This window comes from Streptomyces sp. NPDC127119 (assembly GCF_042677425.1).
Classification (GTDB): domain Bacteria; phylum Actinomycetota; class Actinomycetes; order Streptomycetales; family Streptomycetaceae; genus Streptomyces.
In genome coordinates this window covers 35145-54898 of the sequence record NZ_JBHXTO010000051.1, presented here as the reverse complement: position 1 = coordinate 54898, position 19754 = coordinate 35145, and the positions used below count along the sequence as shown (strand labels likewise).

Sequence of the window (19754 nt, the reverse complement as noted above, 5' to 3'; positions counted from 1 at the left end):
ACCGGACGAGAGCGCCGGGGAGCGGGCCGCGGCGGCGGCGGTTGCCGCCGCTCGGGGTGGGGTGTTCGTGGCGTAGGGGGTTTTCTCGCCCCCGCCGCCCCTACCCGTCCCGTCACTGTGTCCTCAAACGCCGGACGGGCTGAAGGATGCCTCCAGCCCGTCCGGCGTTTGAGGACCGGGGGTTCGGGGGCGGCGGGGGCGAAAAACGCCTGCCCACCCTCCGGCGGCCGTCAGAACAGCCCGCCCAGGACCCCCGCCGCCCTCTCCACGTCCCCGAACCCCACATACAACGGCGTGAAGCCGAAGCGCAGGATGTCGGGTTCACGGAAGTCACCGATCACACCCCGCTCGATCAGCCGCCGCATCACCCCACCCGCATCCGCGCACCGCAGCGCGACCTGGCTCCCCCGCTCCCCGTGGCCGGCCGGGGTCACCGACTCCACCGCGCCCCCGGGCACGTACGCGGCCACGCACTCCAGGAAGAAGTCCGTCAGGGCGAGGGACTTGGCCCGGACCGCCTCGATCGAGACGTCGTCCCAGACCTCAAGGGCCGCCTCCAGGGCGAGCATGGAGAGGATGTCCGGCGTGCCGACCCGCCCGCGCAGCGCGCCGGAGGCCGGGACGTGGTCCGGCGTCATGCCGAAGGGGTCGGCGTGGGAGTTCCAGCCCGGCAGCGGGGAGTCGAAGCGGGCCTGGTGCTCCCGGCGGACGTAGAGGTACGCCGGTGAACCCGGGCCGCCGTTCAGGTACTTGTAGGTGCAGCCGACCGCCAGGTCCACACCGTGTTCGTCCAGGCCGACCGGCAGGGCGCCCGCGCTGTGGCAGAGGTCCCAGATCGAGACGGCACCCGCCTCGCGGATCGCGGCCGTCAGCGCGGGCAGGTCGTGCAGGCGGCCCGTGCGGTAGTCGACGTGGTTCAGGAGCACCGCGGCCGTCCGGCCGCTCAGGGCGTCCGGGACCTCCTCGGGCGCCACCGGGCGCAGCGTGCAGCCCGTGAGCCGGGCCGCCGACGCGGCGATGTACCCGTCCGTGGGGAACGTCGTCGCGTCGACGAGGATCTCGTCCCGGACGCCTGCCGCCGCCCGGACGCCGGCCCCCTCCTCCAGCCCTTCCGTGCCCCCGCCGGCCAGGCGCACCGCGCCCACGACCGCCTTGAACACGTTCACGCTCGTCGAGTCGCCCACGACGATCTGGCCCGGCGCCGCGCCCACCAGCGGAGCGATCCGGTCGCCGATCCGTTCCGGCGCGGTCCACCAGCCGCTCTCGTCCCAGGACCTGATCCGCAGCGAACCCCACTGTCTGCGCACGACGTCCTCGACCCGGCCGGGCACCGAGCGCGGCAGCGCGCCGAGCGAGTTCCCGTCCAGGTACACCGTGTCGTCCAGGACGAACCGCGCGCGCACCTCGGCCAGTTCGTCGGCTGAGTCCAGCGCCGCCGCCCTGTCCGCGAGCGGCTTGCCGTCGAAGTCCGCGTACGGCTCAGACATGGGACCGTGCCGTCCACAGCTCGGGGAACACGTTCTTGCGGGCCCGCTTCTCCAGCCAGGCCACGCCCGCCGAGCCGCCGGTGCCCGTCTTGGAGCCCATCGCGCGGCGGGTGGCGACCAGGTGGTCGTTGCGCCAGCGCCAGACCAGTTCGGCGACGTCGGTCAACGCCTCGCCGAGCCGGGCGAGTTCGGAGCTCTCGTCGCCCGCGTAGAGGTCCGTCCAGACGGCTTCGACCTCGGGCGAGGGCTCGTAGCGGCCGGAGACGTCCCGCTGGACGATTGAGGTCGGTATCGCGTGGCCGCGCCGGGAGAGGAGCCGCAGGACCTCGTCGTACAGGCTCGGCTCGTGCAGGGCCTTCTCCAGCTCGGCGTGCACGCGGGGCGCGCCCCGGTGCGGTACGAGCATGGACGCGGACTTGTCGCCGAGCAGGAACTCCATCCGCCGGTACATCGCCGACTGGAATCCGGAACCCTCACCGAGGGCGCTGCGGTACGAGTTGAACTGGGCCGGAGTGAGCTGGCCGAGCGGCTTCCAGGAGGCGTTCAGCGCCTCCAGCTCCCGTACCGAACGCTTCAGGGCGGCCACCGCGACCGGTACGCGGTCCTCGCGCAGCGCCTTCGCCGCGGTCTCCCACTCGTGCACGATGACGGTGAACCACAGCTCCATGACCTGGGTCGTCACCAGGAAGACCATCTCTCCGGGGTCGTCGGAGAGGGTGTGCTGGAGGTGGGTGAGAACGTCCGCCTGCACGTAGTCCTCGTACGGCGTCGTTCCCTGGAAGTCGAGATGCGGGGTCTCGGGCTCCGAAGCCACTGCGTGGGGCTGAGCCTGTTGGGACATCGCTGTCTCCTGCTGTACTCCGGGTAGCGGTCCGCCCCTGCCGAATTCCGACACGGGGGCCCCGGTCCCCAACGGGCATCCTCCACAATCGTGCCCCGAAACCGCAAGGTCCGCCTGGTCACACCAGGCGGACCTGCGCGTACGCGGCCCGTGGAGGGCTCGTGGGACTAGCCCAGGGTCTGGGCCGCCGCCGGGGAGGAGTCCTTCAGGAACTGCGCGCAGCGCTCGTACTCCGCCTGCTCGCCGATCGCCTGGGCGGCGCGGGCGAGACCGTGCAGGGCGCGCAGGAAGCCGCGGTTCGGCTCGTGCTCCCACGGCACCGGGCCGTGGCCCTTCCAGCCGCCGCGGCGCAGGGAGTCGAGGCCGCGGTGGTAGCCGGTACGGGCGTACGCGTACGACTCGACGACACTGCCGCGCTCGAAGGCCTCGTCGGCCAGCTGCGCCCAGGCGAGCGAGGAGGTCGGGTACTTCGCGGCGACATCGGCGGGCGCCGTGCCGTTCGCGAGGAGCTCGCGCGGCTCCGGGTCGTCGGGCAGGTGGGTCGGGGGCGGTCCCCCGAGGAGGTTCTCGTGAATGGCCATGGGTTCCAGTTTGCGCTATCCGCGACCGCCGTGGGCGCCACGGGTGGGGTTCCCCCGGCCGAAAAGGTGCACGAGCAGGCACTCGGGTCCGCCGGGCCCGGGGGTGAGCCCGGGACGGGCTGGGGATGGGCCAGGGATGGACCACGGGTGCGTCGGGGTGGGAGCGGGCCGTGCCGGTACGTCGAGTCCGCCGCCCCCGTGCATACGGCTCTCAGTTGGAGGGTCGGGCTTTTCCGCGGGAGCCCTACGCGGCGGACTTTCTACGTACCGGCACGGCCCGCTCCCTGGTCCCGTCGACGGGCGCCGGTCATCCGACCCGTCGACCGGTGCGGGGATGGAGAGAGGGCGGGCGGGCTACTCCAGCCGTCCCCGCGACTGGTTCGGCTCCAGCGGCGGAGCCGTCACGCTGCCGTGCGTGAGGCATTCCGGCCGCAGACAGCCCGGCGGGGGCTTGCGCACGGTCGCGAAGGCGATCACCGCGCCCACCACCAGGATGCCCGCGCACAGGGGCATGGCCCGCCGGAACGCGTCGTCGAAGGCGTCCGCCGACCGGTACGCCTCCTCGCCCATCCCGGCCAGCAGCGGCAGCGCGGCCACCGCGACGAGACCCGCGGCGCGGGCCGCCGCGTTGTTGATGCCGCTGGCGAGCCCCGCCCTGCCGGTGTCCACGGAGGCCAGCACGGTCGCGGTGAGGGGCGCCACCAGCGTCACCATGCCGGTGCCGAGCACCAGGACGGCGGGCAGCACGTCGGCCGCGTACGAGGCGTCCTCGCCCACTCTCAGCATCAGCAGCATCCCGGTCGCGCACAGCAGCGGGCCGACGGTGAGCGGGATGCGCGGGCCGATGCGCTGGGCCAGCTCGCCCGAGCGGGCCGACAGCAGCAGCATGAGGACCGTCGTCGGCAGCAGCGCCGTACCGGCGCCGAGCGCCGAGTAACCGGCCACGACCTGGAGCTGGACCGCGGAGAGGAAGAAGAACCCGCCGAAGGCCGCGTACACGCACAGGGTGACGAGGTTGACCGCCGTGAACTGGCGGGACGCGAAGATGTCGAGCGGCATCATCGGGTCGGGCCGCCGCTTCTCCACGGCCACGAAGGCGACGCCCGCCGCGACACCGGCCGCCGCCGTCAACGCCACGACGGGCACCGAACCGCCGGGCGCCTCGATGAGGGCGTACGTCACCAGGGCCAGCGACAACGCACCGAGGGCCGCGCCGAGCACGTCGAAGCCGCGCCCGTGGACCCGGTCGTCCTTCGACTCCGGTACGTGTCTCAGGGCGATCGGGGCGCACAGCAGAGCCAGCGGGACGTTCAGCAGGAACACCCAGCGCCAGCCGGGGCCGTCCACCAGCCAGCCGCCCAGGAAGGGGCCGACCGCCGCGCCGATGCCGCCGAAACCGGACCACAGACCGACGGCCCGCGCCCGGTCCTCCGGGTGGAACGACGCCTGGATGAGGGCCAGCGAGCCGGGGGTGAGCAGCGCCCCGCCGACGCCCTGGAGCGCGCGGGCGGCGACGAGCACGCTCGCGTTCGGTGCGAGCCCGCACAGCAGGGAGGCCGCCGCGAACCACACCACGCCGACGACGAACACCTTCCGCCGTCCGAAGCGGTCGCCGAGGGCGCCGCCCAGGAGGATGAGTCCCGCGAGGGTCAGCATGTAGGCGTTGACGGTCCACTGGAGACCGGCCAGGTCGGCGTCGAGGTCGCGGCCGATGGTCGGCAGCGCCACGTTCACCACGGTCGAGTCGAGCATCGCCATGCTGGAACCGAGGACCGTGGTCAGCAGGATCCACTTGCCCGTGGAGGAGGACATCCGGACGGCCGGGGACGGAGACGGGACCGGGGAAGGGACCGGGGAAGGGGACTCCTGGGACGGGGGCGTCGGGTCAGCCATGTTCCGGATCATACGGACAGACGGCGGGGCCCGGCCGTCCCTGTGGACAACCGGGCCCCGCTGTACGGAGTGCGCGTACTTTCCCGCTCGGCTACTTTCCCGCTCGGCTACTTGATCTTCGTGCCGGTGGAGCGCAGGTTGCCGCAGGCCTGGGTGACGCGCGCGGCCATCGAGCCCTCGGCGAGCTTGCCCCAGGTGCGGGGGTCGTACGTCTTCTTGTTGCCGACCTCGCCGTCGACCTTCAGGACGCCGTCGTAGTTGCGGAACATGTGGTCCGCGACCGGGCGCGTGAACGCGTACTGGGTGTCCGTGTCGATGTTCATCTTCACGACGCCGTTCTCCAGGGCCGTGCGGATCTCCTCCTCCGAGGAGCCGGAGCCGCCGTGGAAGACGAAGTCGAACGGGGACGGCTTGTTGTACTTCGCCGCCACGCCCTCGTTCAGCTCCTTGAGGAGCTCGGGGCGCAGAACGACGTTGCCCGGCTTGTAGACGCCGTGCACGTTGCCGAAGGACGCGGCCAGCAGGTAGCGGCCCTTCTCGCCCAGGCCCAGGGCCTCGACCGTACGGAACGCGTCGTCGACCGTGGTGTAGAGGGAGTCGTTGATCTCGTGCGTGACGCCGTCCTCCTCACCACCGGTCGGGGTGATCTCCACCTCAAGGATGATCTTCGCGGCGGCGGCGCGGGCCAGCAGCTCCTGCGCGATGGCCAGGTTGTCGTCGAGGGTCTCCGCGGAGCCGTCCCACATGTGCGACTGGAACAGCGGGTTGCGGCCGGCCTTGACGCGCTCCTCGGAGACCGCGATCAGCGGACGTACGTACCCGTCGAGCTTGTCCTTCGGGCAGTGGTCCGTGTGCAGGGCGACCGTGACGTCGTACTTCGCGGCGACGATGTGCGCGAACTCGGCCAGCGCCACCGCGCCGGTGACCATGTCCTTCTTGTGCTGGCCGCCCAGGAACTCCGCACCGCCCGTGGAGATCTGGATGATGCCGTCGCTCTCGGCCTCCGCGAAGCCGCGGAGCGCAGCGTGCAGGGTCTGCGTCGAGGTCACATTGATGGCCGGGTAGGCGAACTTGCCTGCCTTCGCCCGGTCGAGCATCTCGTTGTAGACCTCGGGGGTTGCGATGGGCATCTGTCCGCTCCTTGTATGTGCGGGTGGCGTTCTGCTGAGAACCCTGACCTAGGGGGCGACGTCATCGTCGGCCCCATCTTTCCAGACATGACCGGATGCTCCGGCCTCGCTCGGTGCTCGCTCGGTACTCGCTCAGGCGAGGCCGAGCTCGTCCTTGGAGTACGCGAAGAGGTAGGGGACACCGGCGGCTTCCCGGATCTTCTCCGCGGCGCCGGTGGCGCGGTCGACGATGGTCGCCACACCGACGACCTCCGCGCCGGCCTCGCGCACCGCCTCGACGGCGGCGAGCGGGGAGCCGCCGGTCGTCGAGGTGTCCTCCACGACGAGCACGCGGCGGCCCGCGATGTCCGGGCCCTCGACCCTGCGCTGCAGGCCGTGCGCCTTCGCCTCCTTGCGGACGACGAAGGCGTCGACGCGCCGGCCGCGCGCGGCTGCGGCGTGCAGCAGGGCCGTGGCCACCGGGTCGGCGCCCATGGTGAGGCCGCCGACCGCGTCGAAGTCCAGGTCCGCCGTCAGGTCGAGGAGCACCTGACCGACCAGCGGGGCGGCCTCGCCGTCCAGGGTGACCCGGCGCAGGTCGACGTAGTAGTCGGCCTCGATCCCGGAGGAGAGGGTCACCTTGCCGTGCACCACGGCCTTGTCCTTGATCTGCTGCAGCAACTCGCCGCGTACGTCGTCGCTCATGCGGGTCAGCTTAGAGGCGGCGCCAGGTCCAGGTGGTGGCGGCTTCCAGGGGGTCGATGGGGGTGACCAGGCGCGGCAGGGTGTTCAGGCCGTTGGGCGGCCCGGTCTGCGGCTCCACGCACACCGCGGCCTCCTGCTCGTCGTACACGACGACCCACTGCTCGCGGCCGGCCACGTTCAGCTCCAGCTGTCCCGGCCAGGTGAGGGTGACGTCGACGCCGTCGGGCATCCCGAAGCAGTCGTCCCAGGGGCTGGGCCGCGGGTCGATCCGGCGGCCGGTCGGCAGATGGTCGTCGCCGCGCTCCTCCTGCCAGTCGGCATCGAAGTCGACGCGCACGCCCTCGCCGCCGCCGAGGGTGCGGTTGAACCAGGGATGCCAGCCGATCTGCGCCGGGAACGAATCCCCGTACGTCTCCACCGACATGGTGAGCGTCAGGGAGTCCCCGGTCAGCTTGACGACCTGGGTGACACGGCCGGCGTACGGCCAGGGGTCGACGAGGTCGTACGTGATGACGGCTTCGTCTGCGCTCTTGCGGGCGATGCGCCAGGCGGCGTCACGGGCGGTGCCGTGGATGGCGTGGGGTGGGGAGTTGAGAGGCAGTTGGTGGGGGATGGCACCGTTCAGGAAGCGGCCGTCCCTGGTGCGGCCGCACCACGGGACCATGGGGAAGCAGCCGAACTTGTCGCCCTGGCGCAGCAGTTCGACGCCGTCGACCTTCAGTCCGCCGATCCGTCCGCCGTTGCCCGGCTGCACGGTCGCTTGCGCGTCGCCGGCGGTCAGCGTGATGTCTTCGTTACTCACGCGACGACCCTACGGGGTGCACCCCGGGATACGGGCCCCAGGGCCCCGCAGGGGCGCGGGGAACCGCGCGGCCCACCCCCACTGCCCGCAGACAAAACACCCACCGCGCCCACCATGCCGACTGCAGACCACCCGTGGCTGAGCGCGCAGTTCCTCGCGCCCCTGGGGGGGGGCACCTGCCGTCCATCGGCCGCAGACCGTGCGTGGCTGGGCGCGCAGTTCCCCGCGCCCCGGGGGGGACCTGGCGTCTGTCGGCTGCGGGCCGTGCGTGGCTGGGCGCGCAGTTCCTCGCGCCCCTTGGCGGGGCCTGTCCGCTGCGGGTCGTCCGTGGTCGGGCCCCGTCAGGGGCGCGGGGAACTGCGCGGGCGACCCCCACCCGCCCGCAGGCGAAGAACGCACCGCGCGCCATGAGCCGGCCGCAGGCAGAACCGTTCAACCCCGCGGCCCAGCGGTCAGTGGCGTTTGCGGAGTGCCCGGCCCACCACGATCGCCGAGGCCAGCGCCAGCGCCGCCGCGGGCGCGGCCCAGCGGAGGACCGCGCTGCCGCCCGCGGACTCGGGCGCCGGCACGGGCGCGTACCGCCCCCGCGGCGGCGCGTGGTCGACCTCCTCCGCGCTGCGGCCGATCATCGTGCGCCGCGCATGCGCGGCCTCGGCCGGCGCCCCCGGCGGCAGGGTCCCGTCGTCCTCGAAGCCTCCGACGAAGTCGCCCTCGGCGAACGGCACGTGCGAGGAGTGGGGCTCCTCAATCGCCTCGGGGCCGGGCTCGGGCTCGACGGACGCCTCCGCAGGCTCCGGTTCGGGCTCCGGCTCAGGCGCCAAGTGTTCCGCGAACCGGTTCAGCAGGCGCGTCGTCGCCGACGCCACCTCGTCCGCCGGCAGATCGGCGATACGCCCGTCCGCCGAGGCCGTCCCGGCGAAGGTGAGCGTCGAGCCCCCTTCGGCCGGCAGCACGGCCAGCGTGAGCGCGAGCTTCACCGTCCCCGTCCCCCGCGCCTCCGTCGCATCGGCCTCGACGGCGTACGAGCCGTCGTCCCGCGGGGACACACCGAGGGTCCCCCGGTACGTGATGGAGTGCCCGCCGATCCGTACCTTCAGGCGGCCGGAGACGGGCGCCGTCCCCGCGTCCTGCTGGAGACCGGGCAGCGCCCGCGCCACCCGCGTGGGATCGGCGAGAGCCTCGCGCAGACGCTCGACGGGAACCGGAACGAACACCTCATGCTCCATGTCGGCCGAGCCTACCCAGCGCCACCGGCACCGCACCCGTACATGCGGGGATTCCCCCGGATCCGCCGCAGACGGACGCGTACGGCACCTCAGTCGGCGTATCTCGGGTGCACCAGCGTCGAGGGCGGCAGGCCCCCCAGCCGGGTGCGCGCCGCCGCCCGGACGCCCGCCTGGAGGGACCGCACGCCCGGCGCCCCCGCCGCCGTCCGCAGCTGCGGACGGGCGCGCGACGCGAGCACGAACCCCCAGTCGTGCGGAACCCGCGACCCGTCCGTCACCTCGGAGTCACGGCCACCCACCGAGTACGGCACCGTCCGCAGCCCCGCCGCCCGTACCGTCGCGTCGACCGTCCAGAACGCGCGCGGCCGTGCCGCCACGGGTCCCGCGTGCACGACGAGCCGCCCGCCGGCGCTGAGCACCTCGCGGGCCAGCCCGTAGAACTCCTGCGAGTACAGCTTCGTACTGGACGTGTCCTCGGGGTCGGGCAGATCGGAGACGACCACGTCGTACGCGTCCCGCGGGGCCTGCCGCAGCCACCCGAACGCGTCCGCGGCGACGACCCGTACCCGCGGATCCCCGTACGCGTGGTCGTTCAGCGCGGACAGCGCCGGATCGGTGCGCGCCAACTCCACGAACTGTGTGTCGAGTTCGACGACGTCGACCCGCCGTACGCCGCGGTGTCGCAGCACCTCGCGCACGGCGAGCCCGTCGCCGCCGCCGAGGACGAGCACGCGCGCGTGGGGACCGTTCATCGCGGGGTGCACGAGGGCCTCGTGGTAGCGGCGCTCGTCGCTGCCGCTGACCCGCAGCCGGCCGTCGAGATAGAGGTCGAGCCGGCTGCCGTCGGCGCCGCCGGTGAGGACGACGTCCTGGACGTCGGTGTGCATCGCCACCCGGACGTCCCGGCCGTACATCGCGTGGCGCGCGGACCGTTCGAAGTCGTCGACGAGGACGGCGGCCGAGGCGAGCAGCGCGAGGACGAGGAGGTTGGCGACGACGAGCAGCCAGCGGACGCGCCGGGTGAGGTCCTGCCGGAACAGGCCCAGCACGAGCGCGGCGCCGGCGATCGCGTTGACCGTCCCGGTGATCAGCGTCGCGGTCAACTGGCCGAGCAGGGGCAGCAGCAGGAACGGGAACGCGAGTCCGCCGGCCAGCGCGCCCACGTAGTCCGCGGCGAACAGATCGGCGACGGCCCCGCCCGCGTCCTGCCTGCGCACGCGCTGGATCAGTTCCATCAGCAGGGGCACCTCGGCGCCGATGAGCAGCCCGATGGCGAGGGAGAAGCCGACGAGGAGGTAGCTGGAGCCGTTCGCCCAGGCGCCGCCCCAGTCACCCGTCCAGGCGAAGACGGCGTACAGGGCCATCGCGCTGCAGCCGCCGACGAGGGCGAGCAGGGCCTCCACGGCGCCGAATCCGGCCGCGGCGCGACAGCGCAGCCGTTTGGCGAGGAGCGAGCCGATGCCCATCGCGAAGACCATCACGGACAGGACGACGGAGGCCTGGGTGATGGAGTCGCTGATCAAGTACGAGGCGAGGGCGACCAGTTCCAGTTCGTACACCAGTCCACAGGCCGCGCAGACGAACACGCCGGCGAGGACGAGGAACCGGCCTGTGGCGGGCCTGACCGGCAGACGCGCCTGGCCCGCGCCGCGGCGGGGCGGCGGGGCCGTACCGGGTGGGGCGGGCGCGTGCGGCTCGATCATTCAGGGAACGCTACGTCACGGTTTCACTGCGTCCTGTCACCCACACGTGTGTAAATACCGTCGCCCGCGCATACTTTGACCGTTTCGGGACCCCCTCCCCGGACGCACCCGGAGCCCGCCCCGAACCTGCCCAGGACGTGCCTTAGAGGGGTGCGGGCACGCGTACCCCCACCTTCGTGCGGGTGGCGACCAGTTGGCCCTCCTGGGGGTACGCGTGCCAGGTGCGCCAGTGCACCTGGCCCCCGTGGCGCTGCGCGAGCATCGCGGTGAAGGCGTGCGGGCTGCCGGGGAAGACCCCCGCCAGTCCGTTCGGATGGTCGGCGACGAGGGCGAGCAACTCCTGCGCCCGGCCGGCGAAGGAGCCACGCGACAGCGTCTCCACGCGCGCGGCGAACTCGTACTCCCAGTCGCCCGCCCGCTTGGCGACGCCGAGCGGCAGCGGTGAACTGCTGCCCGCGATACAGGCCACGGTCTCCGAACACGTGCCCCGGTCCTCCTCGAGGAGCACCTGGTGGGACGCGCCCAGCAGCCTCAACTGCAGTTTCGCGTCCGCGAGTTCGATGTCGAGGGTGGCGAGCGCGGGCAGCGGCTCGCGTCCGAGTGCCCAGGCGAGATCGGCCGCGCGCGTGTCGGTGTAGGCGGTGTTGAGGGTCGTGAGCATGGGTCGGCTCCGCTGCACGCAAGGGTGGGGTCGGTCCGTCGCACCCCGGTCGGCGCCGGGCGGTGATCCGGGCCCGGTCGGCCAGGTCAGAAGGTGGTTCCAGGGTCTGCGTCGGCGATACGAGGGAATCATGAACGGCGCGTCCGCCACAGCGTTTTTACCCAACTTCGTAGGGTTTCCATCCCCCCGAGGGCTCCACAGCTCAACTGTTCAACCAGAAAGTGCGCCCCTGGGGGGCTCGCAAAATGCTTCACGCCCCCACAACGACGAAGCGCCCTTCGGGAGATGTCTCCCGAAGGGCGCTCATACGACCGGACGCGGTCGCGCGGATCCGGGCCGCCACCCGCGGCCCGGCCTCCGCCCGGAGCTCGGCTGCCCCGTGTCAGCTGCCTCCGCCGCATCCGCCTCCGCCGCCACCCCCGCAGGACGAGCCGCCGCCGCAGGACGACCCCCCGCCGCACGAGGAGTGATGACCCGAAGAGCCCGACGAACAGGAGGAGCCACCGTCGCCCCCGCCCGCCGCCCCGCCAGCCCACCAGCTGGCGCTACCGCTACCGCTGCCGCGGCGCGAACGCCCCCGGCCACGACCGCGACCCCGGCCGCCGGATGCGCTCCGCACGACCATGACCACCACGAACCCCACGACGAACAACGCCAGGATGATGCCGAAGACCATGGCGCCACCCTCCTTCCGTTCCCCCGAAGCGGCCCCCCGTGGGCTCTGCTTCTCGTCTGTCTGCTGCCTGTTTCCTGCCGTGATCCTTGCTGTGACTGCTGCTGTGACTGCTGCTGCGATTCCGGCCGCACACCCGGGTGTGCGTCTCGCGTGGGAGGGGGATGCCCTCTCGTCTCACGGACCAAAGCAGAGTTGAGCAACTCCAGAGGTTGAGCGCAGGATGGCCGTCATGACCTCCAGTGCACGCCGCCCCCTCCTCAACCGCCGTCTCGCCGAGTTCGGCACCACGATCTTCGCCGAGATGTCGGCCCTCGCCCTGAGTACCGGCTCGATCAATCTCGGGCAGGGCTTTCCCGACACGGACGGCCCCGAGGAGATCCGGGAGGCGGCCGTGCGGGCGCTGCGCGACGGGCGCGGGAACCAGTACCCGCCGGGGCCCGGCGTCCCCGAGCTGCGTACGGCGATCGCCGCGCACCAGGAGCGCCGGTACGGCCTGACGTACGACCCCGCCACCGAGGTCCTCGTCACGGCGGGCGCGACCGAGGCCATCGCGGCCACCCTGCTCGCCCTGCTGGAGCCCGGCGACGAGGTGATCGCGCTGGAGCCGTACTACGACTCGTACGCGGCCTGCATCGCGATGGCGGGCGGTACACGCGTGCCGGTCACCCTGAGGCCGCACGAGGAGACCGGGGACGACGGGGTCGTGCGGCGGCGGTTCCGGCTGGACCTCGACGAGCTGCGCGACGCGGTCACGGACAACACCCGGCTGCTGCTGATCAACACCCCGCACAACCCGACCGGCACGGTCCTCACCCGCGAGGAGCTGACCGCGATCGCCGAGCTGGCCGTCGAGCGGGATCTGCTGGTCGTCACCGACGAGGTGTACGAGCACCTGGTCTTCGACGAGGCCGAGCACGTACCGCTCGCGACCCTGCCCGGGATGCGCGGGCGCACGGTCAGCATCGGGTCGGCGGGCAAGACGTTCTCGTTCACCGGCTGGAAGGTCGGCTGGGTGACCGCCTCACCCGAACTGGTGACGGCGGTCCGGTCGGCGAAGCAGTTCCTCACGTACGTGGCCTCGGGGCCCTTCCAGTACGCGGTAGCCGAGGCGCTGGCGCTGCCCGACACGTACTTCGACGCGTTCCGCGCGGACATGCTGGCCAAGCGGGACCTGCTGAGCGCGGGGCTCGCGGAGGCGGGCTTCGGGGTCTTCACACCCGCCGGGACGTACTTCGTCACCACCGACATCCGGCCGCTCGGCGAGAGCGACGGCTTCGCCTTCTGCCGCGCCCTCCCCGAGCGGGCCGGTGTCGTCGCCATCCCGAACGCGGTCTTCTACGACCACCGGGACGCCGGGGCACCCTTCGTCAGGTTCGCGTTCTGCAAGCAGACATCGGTCCTGGAGGAAGCGGTGAGCCGCCTCAAGACGCTCGCGGGCTGAGGGCCGCACACCAGGCCATCGGCTCAGCCGGCCGCACGAAATGGGGCTTGGGAGCGGCAGTCCCGGCAACGGCCCGGTTGCGGCGCGCGGAAGCCCCGGTCGCAGCCGTCGCAGTTCCGGAGGGGTACGACCGCCGGACGTACAGGGGACTCCGGGCTTCCGACCCGTACGGGCGGGGCGAGCGGGGTCTCCTTGAGCCGGTAGGCGAGGAGGCCGGCCGGGCGGGTCAGGAAGGTGTCGGGGAGCCGGGCGGTGAGGTGGTCCGTGATGTGTGTGGGCAGAAGGCCTGCCGCGAGCCACTCGGTGACGGCCGGGGCGAGCCGGGCGGCCTCCTGCTCGGACAGCACGAGGCGGGGGTCGATCCCGCGCAGAGCGGCAAGTACGGCAACAGCTCGAGGGTCGATGTCGGTGTCGGCGAGCGGGGCCGGTGGCTCGGGCTCGGCGTACACCTGCGGCCGTGCTGTCTCCTGCACCGCTTCTCGCGCGGGCGGAACCGCCTCCGCGACAGGGCCTCGCTTCCGGGGCCGGGGTGGCCTGGGCGGCTCAGTAGGCCCGTCCGGATTCGGTACGCCGCCGCCGGGGACGTCGTAGAAGTACGTGCGGGTACGGACCTGTCCGGTGGGCGTCCGCTCGCGGCGGCGTTCCAGGTATCCGGCCGATTCGAGTTCCCTGAGCGCTCGCGAGATCAGGATCTCGCCCTCGCTGAAGTGCTCGCACAGGGCGGTGATCGTCACGGGGGAACCGTCGGGCAGGGAGGAGATGTACGCCGCGACGCCGATCGTGACCGCGCTGCCGCGTCGCTGGGCGAGGGCGTTGGCGAGGACGGTGAAGTCGGCGGTGAGGCGGGTGCGTACACGGATCACGCCGGAAGTCGGAGCTCCGGCGTCGGCGCGCGGGCGCGCGTTAGACTGCGAATCAGCCATCGGGAAGGTTGGTTCTTCCTAGTTGGTCAGGCCCTCGTTCGGGATGCCAGTCCCGGCCGGGGGCCGTATCTGTTTGCGGTTGTCGCGGCGAACGTAGCCGCCCGGATCTCGCTGCTGCAAGCCGGTCACTCGGACGGGTGACGCGGGCTTCCCGCGCAGGGAGGGCGGGTGGGCGGGTAGTTCTTTCCCCCGGTTCTTTGGGGAGGTCAGTGGCTTGCCGGACCCTCGCGGACAAGGGCACGGTGCACCCGCGAAACGGACGGCGACCGGGGCCCGGCCGCCCGCGCCCCGGACACCCGCTCGATCCGTGTGACGCGCGTGCTCACCGCGAGGTGCGCAGCCGGCCCGCCGCCTCGCCGTCCGGCGCATGGGGAGGTTGTCACGCAGGCGCGCCGCGCCTGGGGAAAAACGGGGTGAACCGGACCCGCCCGGCCGCGCGTTGCTCGCAAATGGTGTGGATTGCCTTCAATGTTTCGGATGTGACCCTCGCCCGTACCCTCGCGCCCCCCACCGTCACGCCACCCGCCGGGACCCCGCGTCCGGCGCGGTCCCGGCCCGTTCTCGCCGCCACGATGGGCACCGCTCTCGGGCTGTTCGTGGCGGCCCGGCTGCTGGGTGCCGCGGCCGTGGCCCTGGCCGCGTGGGCGGTCGGCGAGCATCCCGTACTGCTGCTCGGGCGGTCCTGGGACTCCATCTGGTATCTGCGGATCGCCGGGGACGGCTACGGGCGCAGCCTGCGGTTCCACCCCGACGTCGTCCACAGCGACCTGGCGTTCTTCCCGCTCTATCCGGGGCTGCTGCGGGCCGTCATGGAGATCACCCCGCTCAGCGGGCCCGCCGCCGGGCTGCTGGTGTCCTGGACGGCCGCCGGGGTCGCCGCCTGCGGGATCTACGCGATCGGGGCCCGGCTGCACGACCGGGCCGTCGCCACCGCCCTCGTCCTCCTGTGGGCCCTGCTGCCGCACTCGGTCGTGCTGTCGATGGCGTACACGGAGCCGGTCCTGACCGCCTTCGCGGCCTGGTCGCTGTACGCCGTCCTCACCGGCCGGTGGGTCTGGGCGGGCGCCCTCGCGGTGGGCGCGGGGCTGGCCCGGCCGAACGGGTTCGCGGTCGCCGCGGCGGTCCTCGCGGCGGCGGCGTACGAGCTGTACCGGCGGCGCGGAAAAGTTACCCACAGGCTGTGGACGGGCGCGGCGCTCGCCCCGCTCGGCTGGCTGGCGTACGTGCTGTGGGTGGGGCGGCGGCAGGGCGATCCGCTCGGCGGGTACTTCGAGGTGCAGCGGCTGTGGGGCTCACGCTTCGACTTCGGCCTGGACGCGCTGCGCTTCGTACGGCATCTGCTGCTGGAGGGCGACCTGCTCGTCTTCCCGATGTCGATGGTGATCGTCGCGGCGGCCCTGCTGATGTACGGGCTGCTGCTCGCGGACCGCGCTCCCCTGCCGCTGCTGGTCTACGCGGGCGTACTCATGTTCGTGGCGGCGGGCGGCGCCGGGTTCTTCGAGTGCAAGCCGCGGTTCCTGCTGCCGGCGTTCCCGCTGCTGCTGCCCCTCGCGTGCGCGCTGGTGCGGACGGCGAGAGCCCGGCCGTGGCACGCGACCCTGGTGGTCGGCGCCCTGGCCGGGCTCTCGTTCGCGTACGGGGCGTATCTGGTCGTACTGGCCCACAAGCCGCTCTGAGGTGAGGACGGCCTCCGTGCGGACTACTCGTCCTCTTCGGGCTTCTCGGCCTCGTCGATCTCCTGCTCCAGGCCGAGCTGCTCGACGAGCCACTTGTCGAACTCGATGGCGGCCCGCACCCAGCTGACCGTCGACGACACGAAGTGCTCCAGGCTGACGCCCGTGCCGATCAGCATCTGCGCCTCGCCGATGAGGCGGACGGTGCCGTCGTCGTGCGTGTGGCTGTAGACCTTGGGCCACAGCGTGCGCCGGTTCCAGTCGTCGATCGATTCGAGGATCTGGTGCTTCTCGTCGATCTGGTGCGGCCGGTCGTAGAACGTCCGCACCGAGAAGACCTGCTGGTCGTCCTCACCGCGGAACATGAAGTACGTACGGAACTGCTCCCACGGCGCCGCGAGGTCTCCCTCGTCGTCGACGACATACTTCAGCTCCATCTGGTCCAGGAGCTGCTTCACAAGGTCCTGATCCGGGACGACGGGGCCCGCCGGTCCGCCGGGGTTCGGCTCTGGCTGGCCCCCGAAGTTCGGAATCGAGGACGGGTCGATGCTCACCGTGATTTTCCCTTCGTACGGATTCCGCCATCCTCCCCCATGCGGGGCGGGGGCCCGCAACCCCCGCCCCCGCCGGTGACGGAATTCCGCTCAGAGCGTTTTGCCCAGCGCCGGGCCGCTCGCGGGTCCGTCCGCAGGACCGCTCGCCGGGCCCTCCGTGGCGACCGTCACGGGTCCCGTCGCGGGTCCGACGATCAGGCCGTCGCCGAAGGCGTCCACGCGGACCGTGTCGCCGTCCTTGACCTCGCCGGAGAGGATCTCCTTGGCCAGCCGGTCACCGATGGCGGTCTGGACGAGCCGGCGCAGCGGCCGGGCCCCGTACGCCGGGTCGTTGCCCTCGTCCGCGAGCCAGGCCAGCGCCTCGTCGGTGATCTCCAGGGTGAGCCGGCGCTCGGCGAGCCGCTTCGCGAGCCGGCCGACCTGGAGCTTGGCGATGCGTTCCAGTTCCGTCCTGTTCAGCGCCGAGAAGACCACCAGGTCGTCGAGCCGGTTGAGGAACTCCGGCTTGAAAGAAGCCCTCACCACCTCCATGACCTGTTCCTTCTTCTGCTGCTCGCTCGTGACGGGGTCGACCAGGAAATGGCTGCCCAGGTTCGAGGTGAGGACCAGGATGGTGTTGCGGAAGTCGACCGTCCGGCCCTGCCCGTCGGTGAGACGGCCGTCGTCCAGGACCTGGAGCAGGACGTCGAAGACCTCCGGGTGCGCCTTCTCCACCTCGTCCAGGAGCACGACGCTGTACGGGCGCCTGCGCACCGCCTCGGTGAGCTGGCCGCCCTCCTCGTAGCCGATGTAGCCGGGAGGCGCGCCGACGAGGCGGGCCACGCTGTGCTTCTCGCCGTACTCCGACATGTCGATGCGGATCATGGCCCGCTCGTCGTCGAAGAGGAAGTCCGCGAGGGCCTTGGCCAGCTCGGTCTTGCCGACACCGGTGGGACCGAGGAAGAGGAACGAACCGGTGGGCCGGTCCGGGTCGGCGATCCCGGCGCGCGTACGGCGTACGGCGTCGGAGACGGCCTGTACGGCCTCGCTCTGGCCGATCAGGCGGCGGCCCAGCTCCTCCTCCATGCGCAGCAGTTTCTGCGTCTCGCCCTCCAGGAGGCGGCCGGCGGGGATGCCGGTCCAGGCGCCGACCACGTCCGCGATGTCGTCGGGGCCGACCTCCTCCTTCACCATCGTGCCCTTGGCGGCCTCCACCTCGGCCTCGGAGGCCTCCTCCAGGTCCCTCTCCAGGGTGGGGATCTCGCCGTAGAGCAGCTTGGAGGCGGTGTCGAAGTCGCCGTCGCGCTGGGCCCGCTCGGCCTGGCCGCGCAGCCCGTCGAGCCGCTCCTTCAGTTCACCGACGCGGTTGAGGGACTGCTTCTCCTTCTCCCAGCGGGCGGTGAGGCCGCGCAGTTCCTCCTCCTTGTCGGCGAGGTCGCGGCGCAGCTTCTCCAAGCGCTGCTTGGAGGCCGCGTCGGTCTCCCTCTCAAGGGCCAGCTCCTCCATGCGCAGCCGGTCGACGACCCGCTGGAGCTCGTCGATCTCGACGGGCGAGGAGTCGATCTCCATCCGCAGCCGGGACGCGGACTCGTCGACGAGGTCGATGGCCTTGTCGGGCAGGAAGCGGGAGGTGATGTACCGGTCGGAGAGGGTCGCGGCGGCGACGAGCGCGCTGTCCGCGATCACCACCTTGTGGTGGGCCTCGTACCGGCCCTTGAGGCCGCGCAGGATGGCGATGGTGTCCTCGACGCTCGGCTCGGCGACCAGCACCTGCTGGAAGCGCCGCTCCAGCGCCGGGTCCTTCTCGATGCGCTCGCGGTACTCGTCCAGCGTGGTGGCGCCGACCATGCGCAGCTCGCCGCGGGCGAGCATGGGCTTCAGCATGTTGCCGGCGTCCATGGCGGAATCGCCGCCCGCGCCCGCGCCGACGACGGTGTGCAGCTCGTCGATGAAGGTGATGATCTGGCCGTCGGAGTCCTTGATCTCCGCGAGGACGGTCTTGAGCCGCTCCTCGAACTCGCCGCGGTACTTGGCGCCCGCGACCATCGCGCCCAGGTCGAGCGAGACGAGCCGCTTGTTCTTGAGGGACTCGGGCACATCGCCCTTGACGATCCGCTGGGCGAGGCCCTCCACCACGGCGGTCTTGCCGACGCCGGGCTCCCCGATGAGGACGGGGTTGTTCTTGGTGCGCCGCGACAGGACCTGTACGACGCGGCGGATCTCCTGGTCGCGGCCGATGACCGGGTCGAGCTTGCCGTCCCGGGCCGCGGCGGTGAAGTCGGTACCGAACTTTTCGAGTGCCTTGTACTGGCCCTCGGGATCCGGGGTGGTCACCCGGCGCCCTCCCCTGCTCTTCTCGAACGCGTCCAGCAGCTTCTTGGCGCTGGCCCCCTGCTGGGAGAGTATGTCGCCGACCTGGCCGCCCTTGGCGGCGATCGCGATCAGCATGTGCTCGGTGGAGAGGTACTCGTCCCCCAGCTCCTTGGCCCGCTCGCTCGCGTCGGTGATGACCGCCAGCAGCTCGCGGTTGGGCTGCGGCGGGGCGACGGTGGAGCCGGTCACACTGGGCAGCGCGGCGAGGACGCGCTCGGCGCCGGCCCGTACGGCGGCCTGGTCGGCCTCGACCGCGGCCAGCAGGTCGATGATGTTCTCGTTCTCCTGCCCGGCCAGCAGCGCGAGCAGCAGGTGCGCGGGGGTGAGGTCGGGGTGACCTTCGGACACGGCCCTGCTGCTGGCCGCGTTGATGGCGTCCCGGCTCCTGTTGGTCAGCTCGGCGTCCACGTTCGCGTTCTCCTCCTCGTGCTCGTACTCACGCTCGTAACTCGTGCGGTGTTGGCTGACCCAACCAACGTACACAAAGTTGAGTCTATTCCACTCAAGGGGGCTCGGGGGGACTCAGCGCCCTCAACGGGCTAGGTTCCGGTCCATGGCCTCGTACCCCGTGAACCCGCGCGATCCCGGCGACTCCTATCTCGCCTTCTGGCGGGAACGCCACGTCTGCACCCTGAGCACCTTCCGTCCCGACGGCACCCCGCATGTGGTGCCCGTCGGCGTCACATACGATCCCGAGGCCGGTCTGGCTCGGGTCATCGCCTCCAAGTCCAGCAAGAAAGTACGCAACGTGCTGGCCGCGGGGCCCGACGGGATGCAGGTCGCCGTCTGCCAGCTGGAGGGACGGCGGTGGGCGACGCTGGAGGGGCGCGCGACGGTGTCCGGCGACCCGGAGCGGGTCGCGGAGGCCGAGCGCCGCTACGCCGAGCGCTACACCAGGACGCCGTCGCCCAATCCGGCCCGGGTGGTCATCGAGATCGCCCTGACGGCCGGGATGGGCAACTGCTGACGGCACGGAGGGCGTGCGGAGGACACATGGGGGCGCGGTCGCGGCACTAGGCCGGTTTTCACCCTTGTGGAGCCCCGGGGAAGGCATGAAGCATGCCTGCTGAAACATGTCTGCCGGAACTTGCCTGAAAACTGCAGCGGCGTCACCGTGTTCAGGTGAC

15 protein-coding genes and 1 pseudogene are annotated in these 19754 nt (G+C 72.0%); 3 read left to right on the top strand and 13 right to left on the bottom strand.

The features are described from left to right. Window positions 1-230: 230 nt before the first annotated feature. The 10 genes from kynU to ACFVH5_RS22240 form a co-directional block, all read right to left on the bottom strand. Complete coding sequence (gene kynU, locus ACFVH5_RS22285) at window positions 231-1487, bottom strand: kynureninase (protein ID WP_385835347.1); 1257 nt, start codon at window positions 1485-1487, stop codon at window positions 231-233. After that, window positions 1480-2328: a tryptophan 2,3-dioxygenase family protein gene (locus ACFVH5_RS22280; RefSeq protein ID WP_385835346.1), complete on the bottom strand. Its 849-nt coding sequence runs from the start codon at window positions 2326-2328 to the stop codon at window positions 1480-1482. The genes kynU and ACFVH5_RS22280 overlap by 8 nt, the downstream gene beginning before the upstream one ends. A 167-nt stretch (window positions 2329-2495) precedes the next feature. Continuing rightward, on the bottom strand, window positions 2496-2909 hold the full coding sequence (locus ACFVH5_RS22275) for a DUF3151 domain-containing protein (protein ID WP_107018089.1): 414 nt from the start codon (window positions 2907-2909) through the stop codon (window positions 2496-2498). A gap of 354 nt (window positions 2910-3263) precedes the next feature. Beyond that, window positions 3264-4721, bottom strand: a complete 1458-nt coding sequence (locus ACFVH5_RS22270; protein WP_385835349.1) for an MFS transporter — start codon at window positions 4719-4721, stop codon at window positions 3264-3266. 188 nt (window positions 4722-4909) lie between these two features. Further along, window positions 4910-5932, bottom strand: coding sequence for a class II fructose-bisphosphate aldolase (gene fbaA / locus ACFVH5_RS22265; protein WP_384805842.1), 1023 nt, complete (start codon window positions 5930-5932; stop codon window positions 4910-4912). A gap of 132 nt (window positions 5933-6064) precedes the next feature. Then, window positions 6065-6616, bottom strand: coding sequence for an orotate phosphoribosyltransferase (gene pyrE / locus ACFVH5_RS22260; RefSeq protein WP_385835345.1), 552 nt, complete (start codon window positions 6614-6616; stop codon window positions 6065-6067). 10 nt (window positions 6617-6626) lie between these two features. Further along, window positions 6627-7418, bottom strand: coding sequence for an aldose 1-epimerase (locus ACFVH5_RS22255; protein WP_384805846.1), 792 nt, complete (start codon window positions 7416-7418; stop codon window positions 6627-6629). A gap of 452 nt (window positions 7419-7870) precedes the next feature. After that, on the bottom strand, window positions 7871-8644 hold the full coding sequence (locus ACFVH5_RS22250; RefSeq protein ID WP_385835343.1) for an SRPBCC domain-containing protein: 774 nt from the start codon (window positions 8642-8644) through the stop codon (window positions 7871-7873). A gap of 89 nt (window positions 8645-8733) precedes the next feature. Continuing rightward, the gene (locus tag ACFVH5_RS22245) at window positions 8734-10347 is read right to left on the bottom strand and encodes a polyamine aminopropyltransferase (protein ID WP_385835342.1); all 1614 of its coding nucleotides are present in this window, start codon (window positions 10345-10347) and stop codon (window positions 8734-8736) included. Between the two features lie 142 nt (window positions 10348-10489). Then, window positions 10490-11008, bottom strand: coding sequence for a DUF2617 family protein (locus ACFVH5_RS22240; protein WP_385835341.1), 519 nt, complete (start codon window positions 11006-11008; stop codon window positions 10490-10492). 896 nt (window positions 11009-11904) lie between these two features. On the opposite strand from ACFVH5_RS22240, the gene ACFVH5_RS22235 reads away from it, so the two are divergent. Next, the gene (locus ACFVH5_RS22235) at window positions 11905-13125 is read left to right on the top strand and encodes a pyridoxal phosphate-dependent aminotransferase (RefSeq protein WP_385835340.1); all 1221 of its coding nucleotides are present in this window, start codon (window positions 11905-11907) and stop codon (window positions 13123-13125) included. A gap of 23 nt (window positions 13126-13148) precedes the next feature. Here ACFVH5_RS22235 and ACFVH5_RS22230 read toward each other — a convergent pair whose 3' ends face one another. After that, complete coding sequence (locus tag ACFVH5_RS22230; RefSeq protein ID WP_385835339.1) at window positions 13149-14048, bottom strand: hypothetical protein; 900 nt, start codon at window positions 14046-14048, stop codon at window positions 13149-13151. 479 nt (window positions 14049-14527) lie between these two features. Between ACFVH5_RS22230 and ACFVH5_RS22225 the strand changes: the two genes are divergently transcribed. Continuing rightward, the gene (locus tag ACFVH5_RS22225) at window positions 14528-15724 is read left to right on the top strand and encodes a hypothetical protein (protein ID WP_385835338.1); all 1197 of its coding nucleotides are present in this window, start codon (window positions 14528-14530) and stop codon (window positions 15722-15724) included. Between the two features lie 23 nt (window positions 15725-15747). Here ACFVH5_RS22225 and ACFVH5_RS22220 read toward each other — a convergent pair whose 3' ends face one another. After that, window positions 15748-16275 (bottom strand): YbjN domain-containing protein, encoded by a 528-nt coding sequence (locus tag ACFVH5_RS22220; RefSeq protein ID WP_385835336.1) that lies wholly within the window; start codon window positions 16273-16275, stop codon window positions 15748-15750. Window positions 16276-16449: 174 nt separating this feature from the next. Beyond that, window positions 16450-19035 (bottom strand): annotated as a pseudogene (gene clpB, locus ACFVH5_RS22215) (ATP-dependent chaperone ClpB); the annotation flags it as partial. Between the two features lie 145 nt (window positions 19036-19180). Here clpB and ACFVH5_RS22210 point away from each other — a divergent pair. Then, on the top strand, window positions 19181-19594 hold the full coding sequence (locus ACFVH5_RS22210; RefSeq protein ID WP_385835335.1) for a pyridoxamine 5'-phosphate oxidase family protein: 414 nt from the start codon (window positions 19181-19183) through the stop codon (window positions 19592-19594). Window positions 19595-19754 lie beyond the last annotated feature (160 nt).

Bases quoted from the DNA above. Each gene is read 5' to 3' on its own strand.
- ACFVH5_RS22245 (WP_385835342.1), bottom strand. From the start codon at position 10,347: ATGATCGAGCCGCACGCGCCCGCCCCACCCGGTACGGCCCCGCCGCCC.
- fbaA (WP_384805842.1), bottom strand. From the start codon at position 5,932: ATGCCCATCGCAACCCCCGAGGTCTACAACGAGATGCTCGACCGGGCG.
- ACFVH5_RS22235 (WP_385835340.1), top strand. From the start codon at position 11,905: ATGGCCGTCATGACCTCCAGTGCACGCCGCCCCCTCCTCAACCGCCGT.
- kynU (WP_385835347.1), bottom strand. From the start codon at position 1,487: ATGTCTGAGCCGTACGCGGACTTCGACGGCAAGCCGCTCGCGGACAGG.
- ACFVH5_RS22280 (WP_385835346.1), bottom strand. From the start codon at position 2,328: ATGTCCCAACAGGCTCAGCCCCACGCAGTGGCTTCGGAGCCCGAGACC.
- ACFVH5_RS22210 (WP_385835335.1), top strand. From the start codon at position 19,181: ATGGCCTCGTACCCCGTGAACCCGCGCGATCCCGGCGACTCCTATCTC.
- ACFVH5_RS22230 (WP_385835339.1), bottom strand. From the start codon at position 14,048: ATGGCTGATTCGCAGTCTAACGCGCGCCCGCGCGCCGACGCCGGAGCT.
- ACFVH5_RS22250 (WP_385835343.1), bottom strand. From the start codon at position 8,644: ATGGAGCATGAGGTGTTCGTTCCGGTTCCCGTCGAGCGTCTGCGCGAG.
- ACFVH5_RS22275 (WP_107018089.1), bottom strand. From the start codon at position 2,909: ATGGCCATTCACGAGAACCTCCTCGGGGGACCGCCCCCGACCCACCTG.
- pyrE (WP_385835345.1), bottom strand. From the start codon at position 6,616: ATGAGCGACGACGTACGCGGCGAGTTGCTGCAGCAGATCAAGGACAAG.
- ACFVH5_RS22270 (WP_385835349.1), bottom strand. From the start codon at position 4,721: ATGTCCTCCTCCACGGGCAAGTGGATCCTGCTGACCACGGTCCTCGGT.
- ACFVH5_RS22240 (WP_385835341.1), bottom strand. From the start codon at position 11,008: ATGCTCACGACCCTCAACACCGCCTACACCGACACGCGCGCGGCCGAT.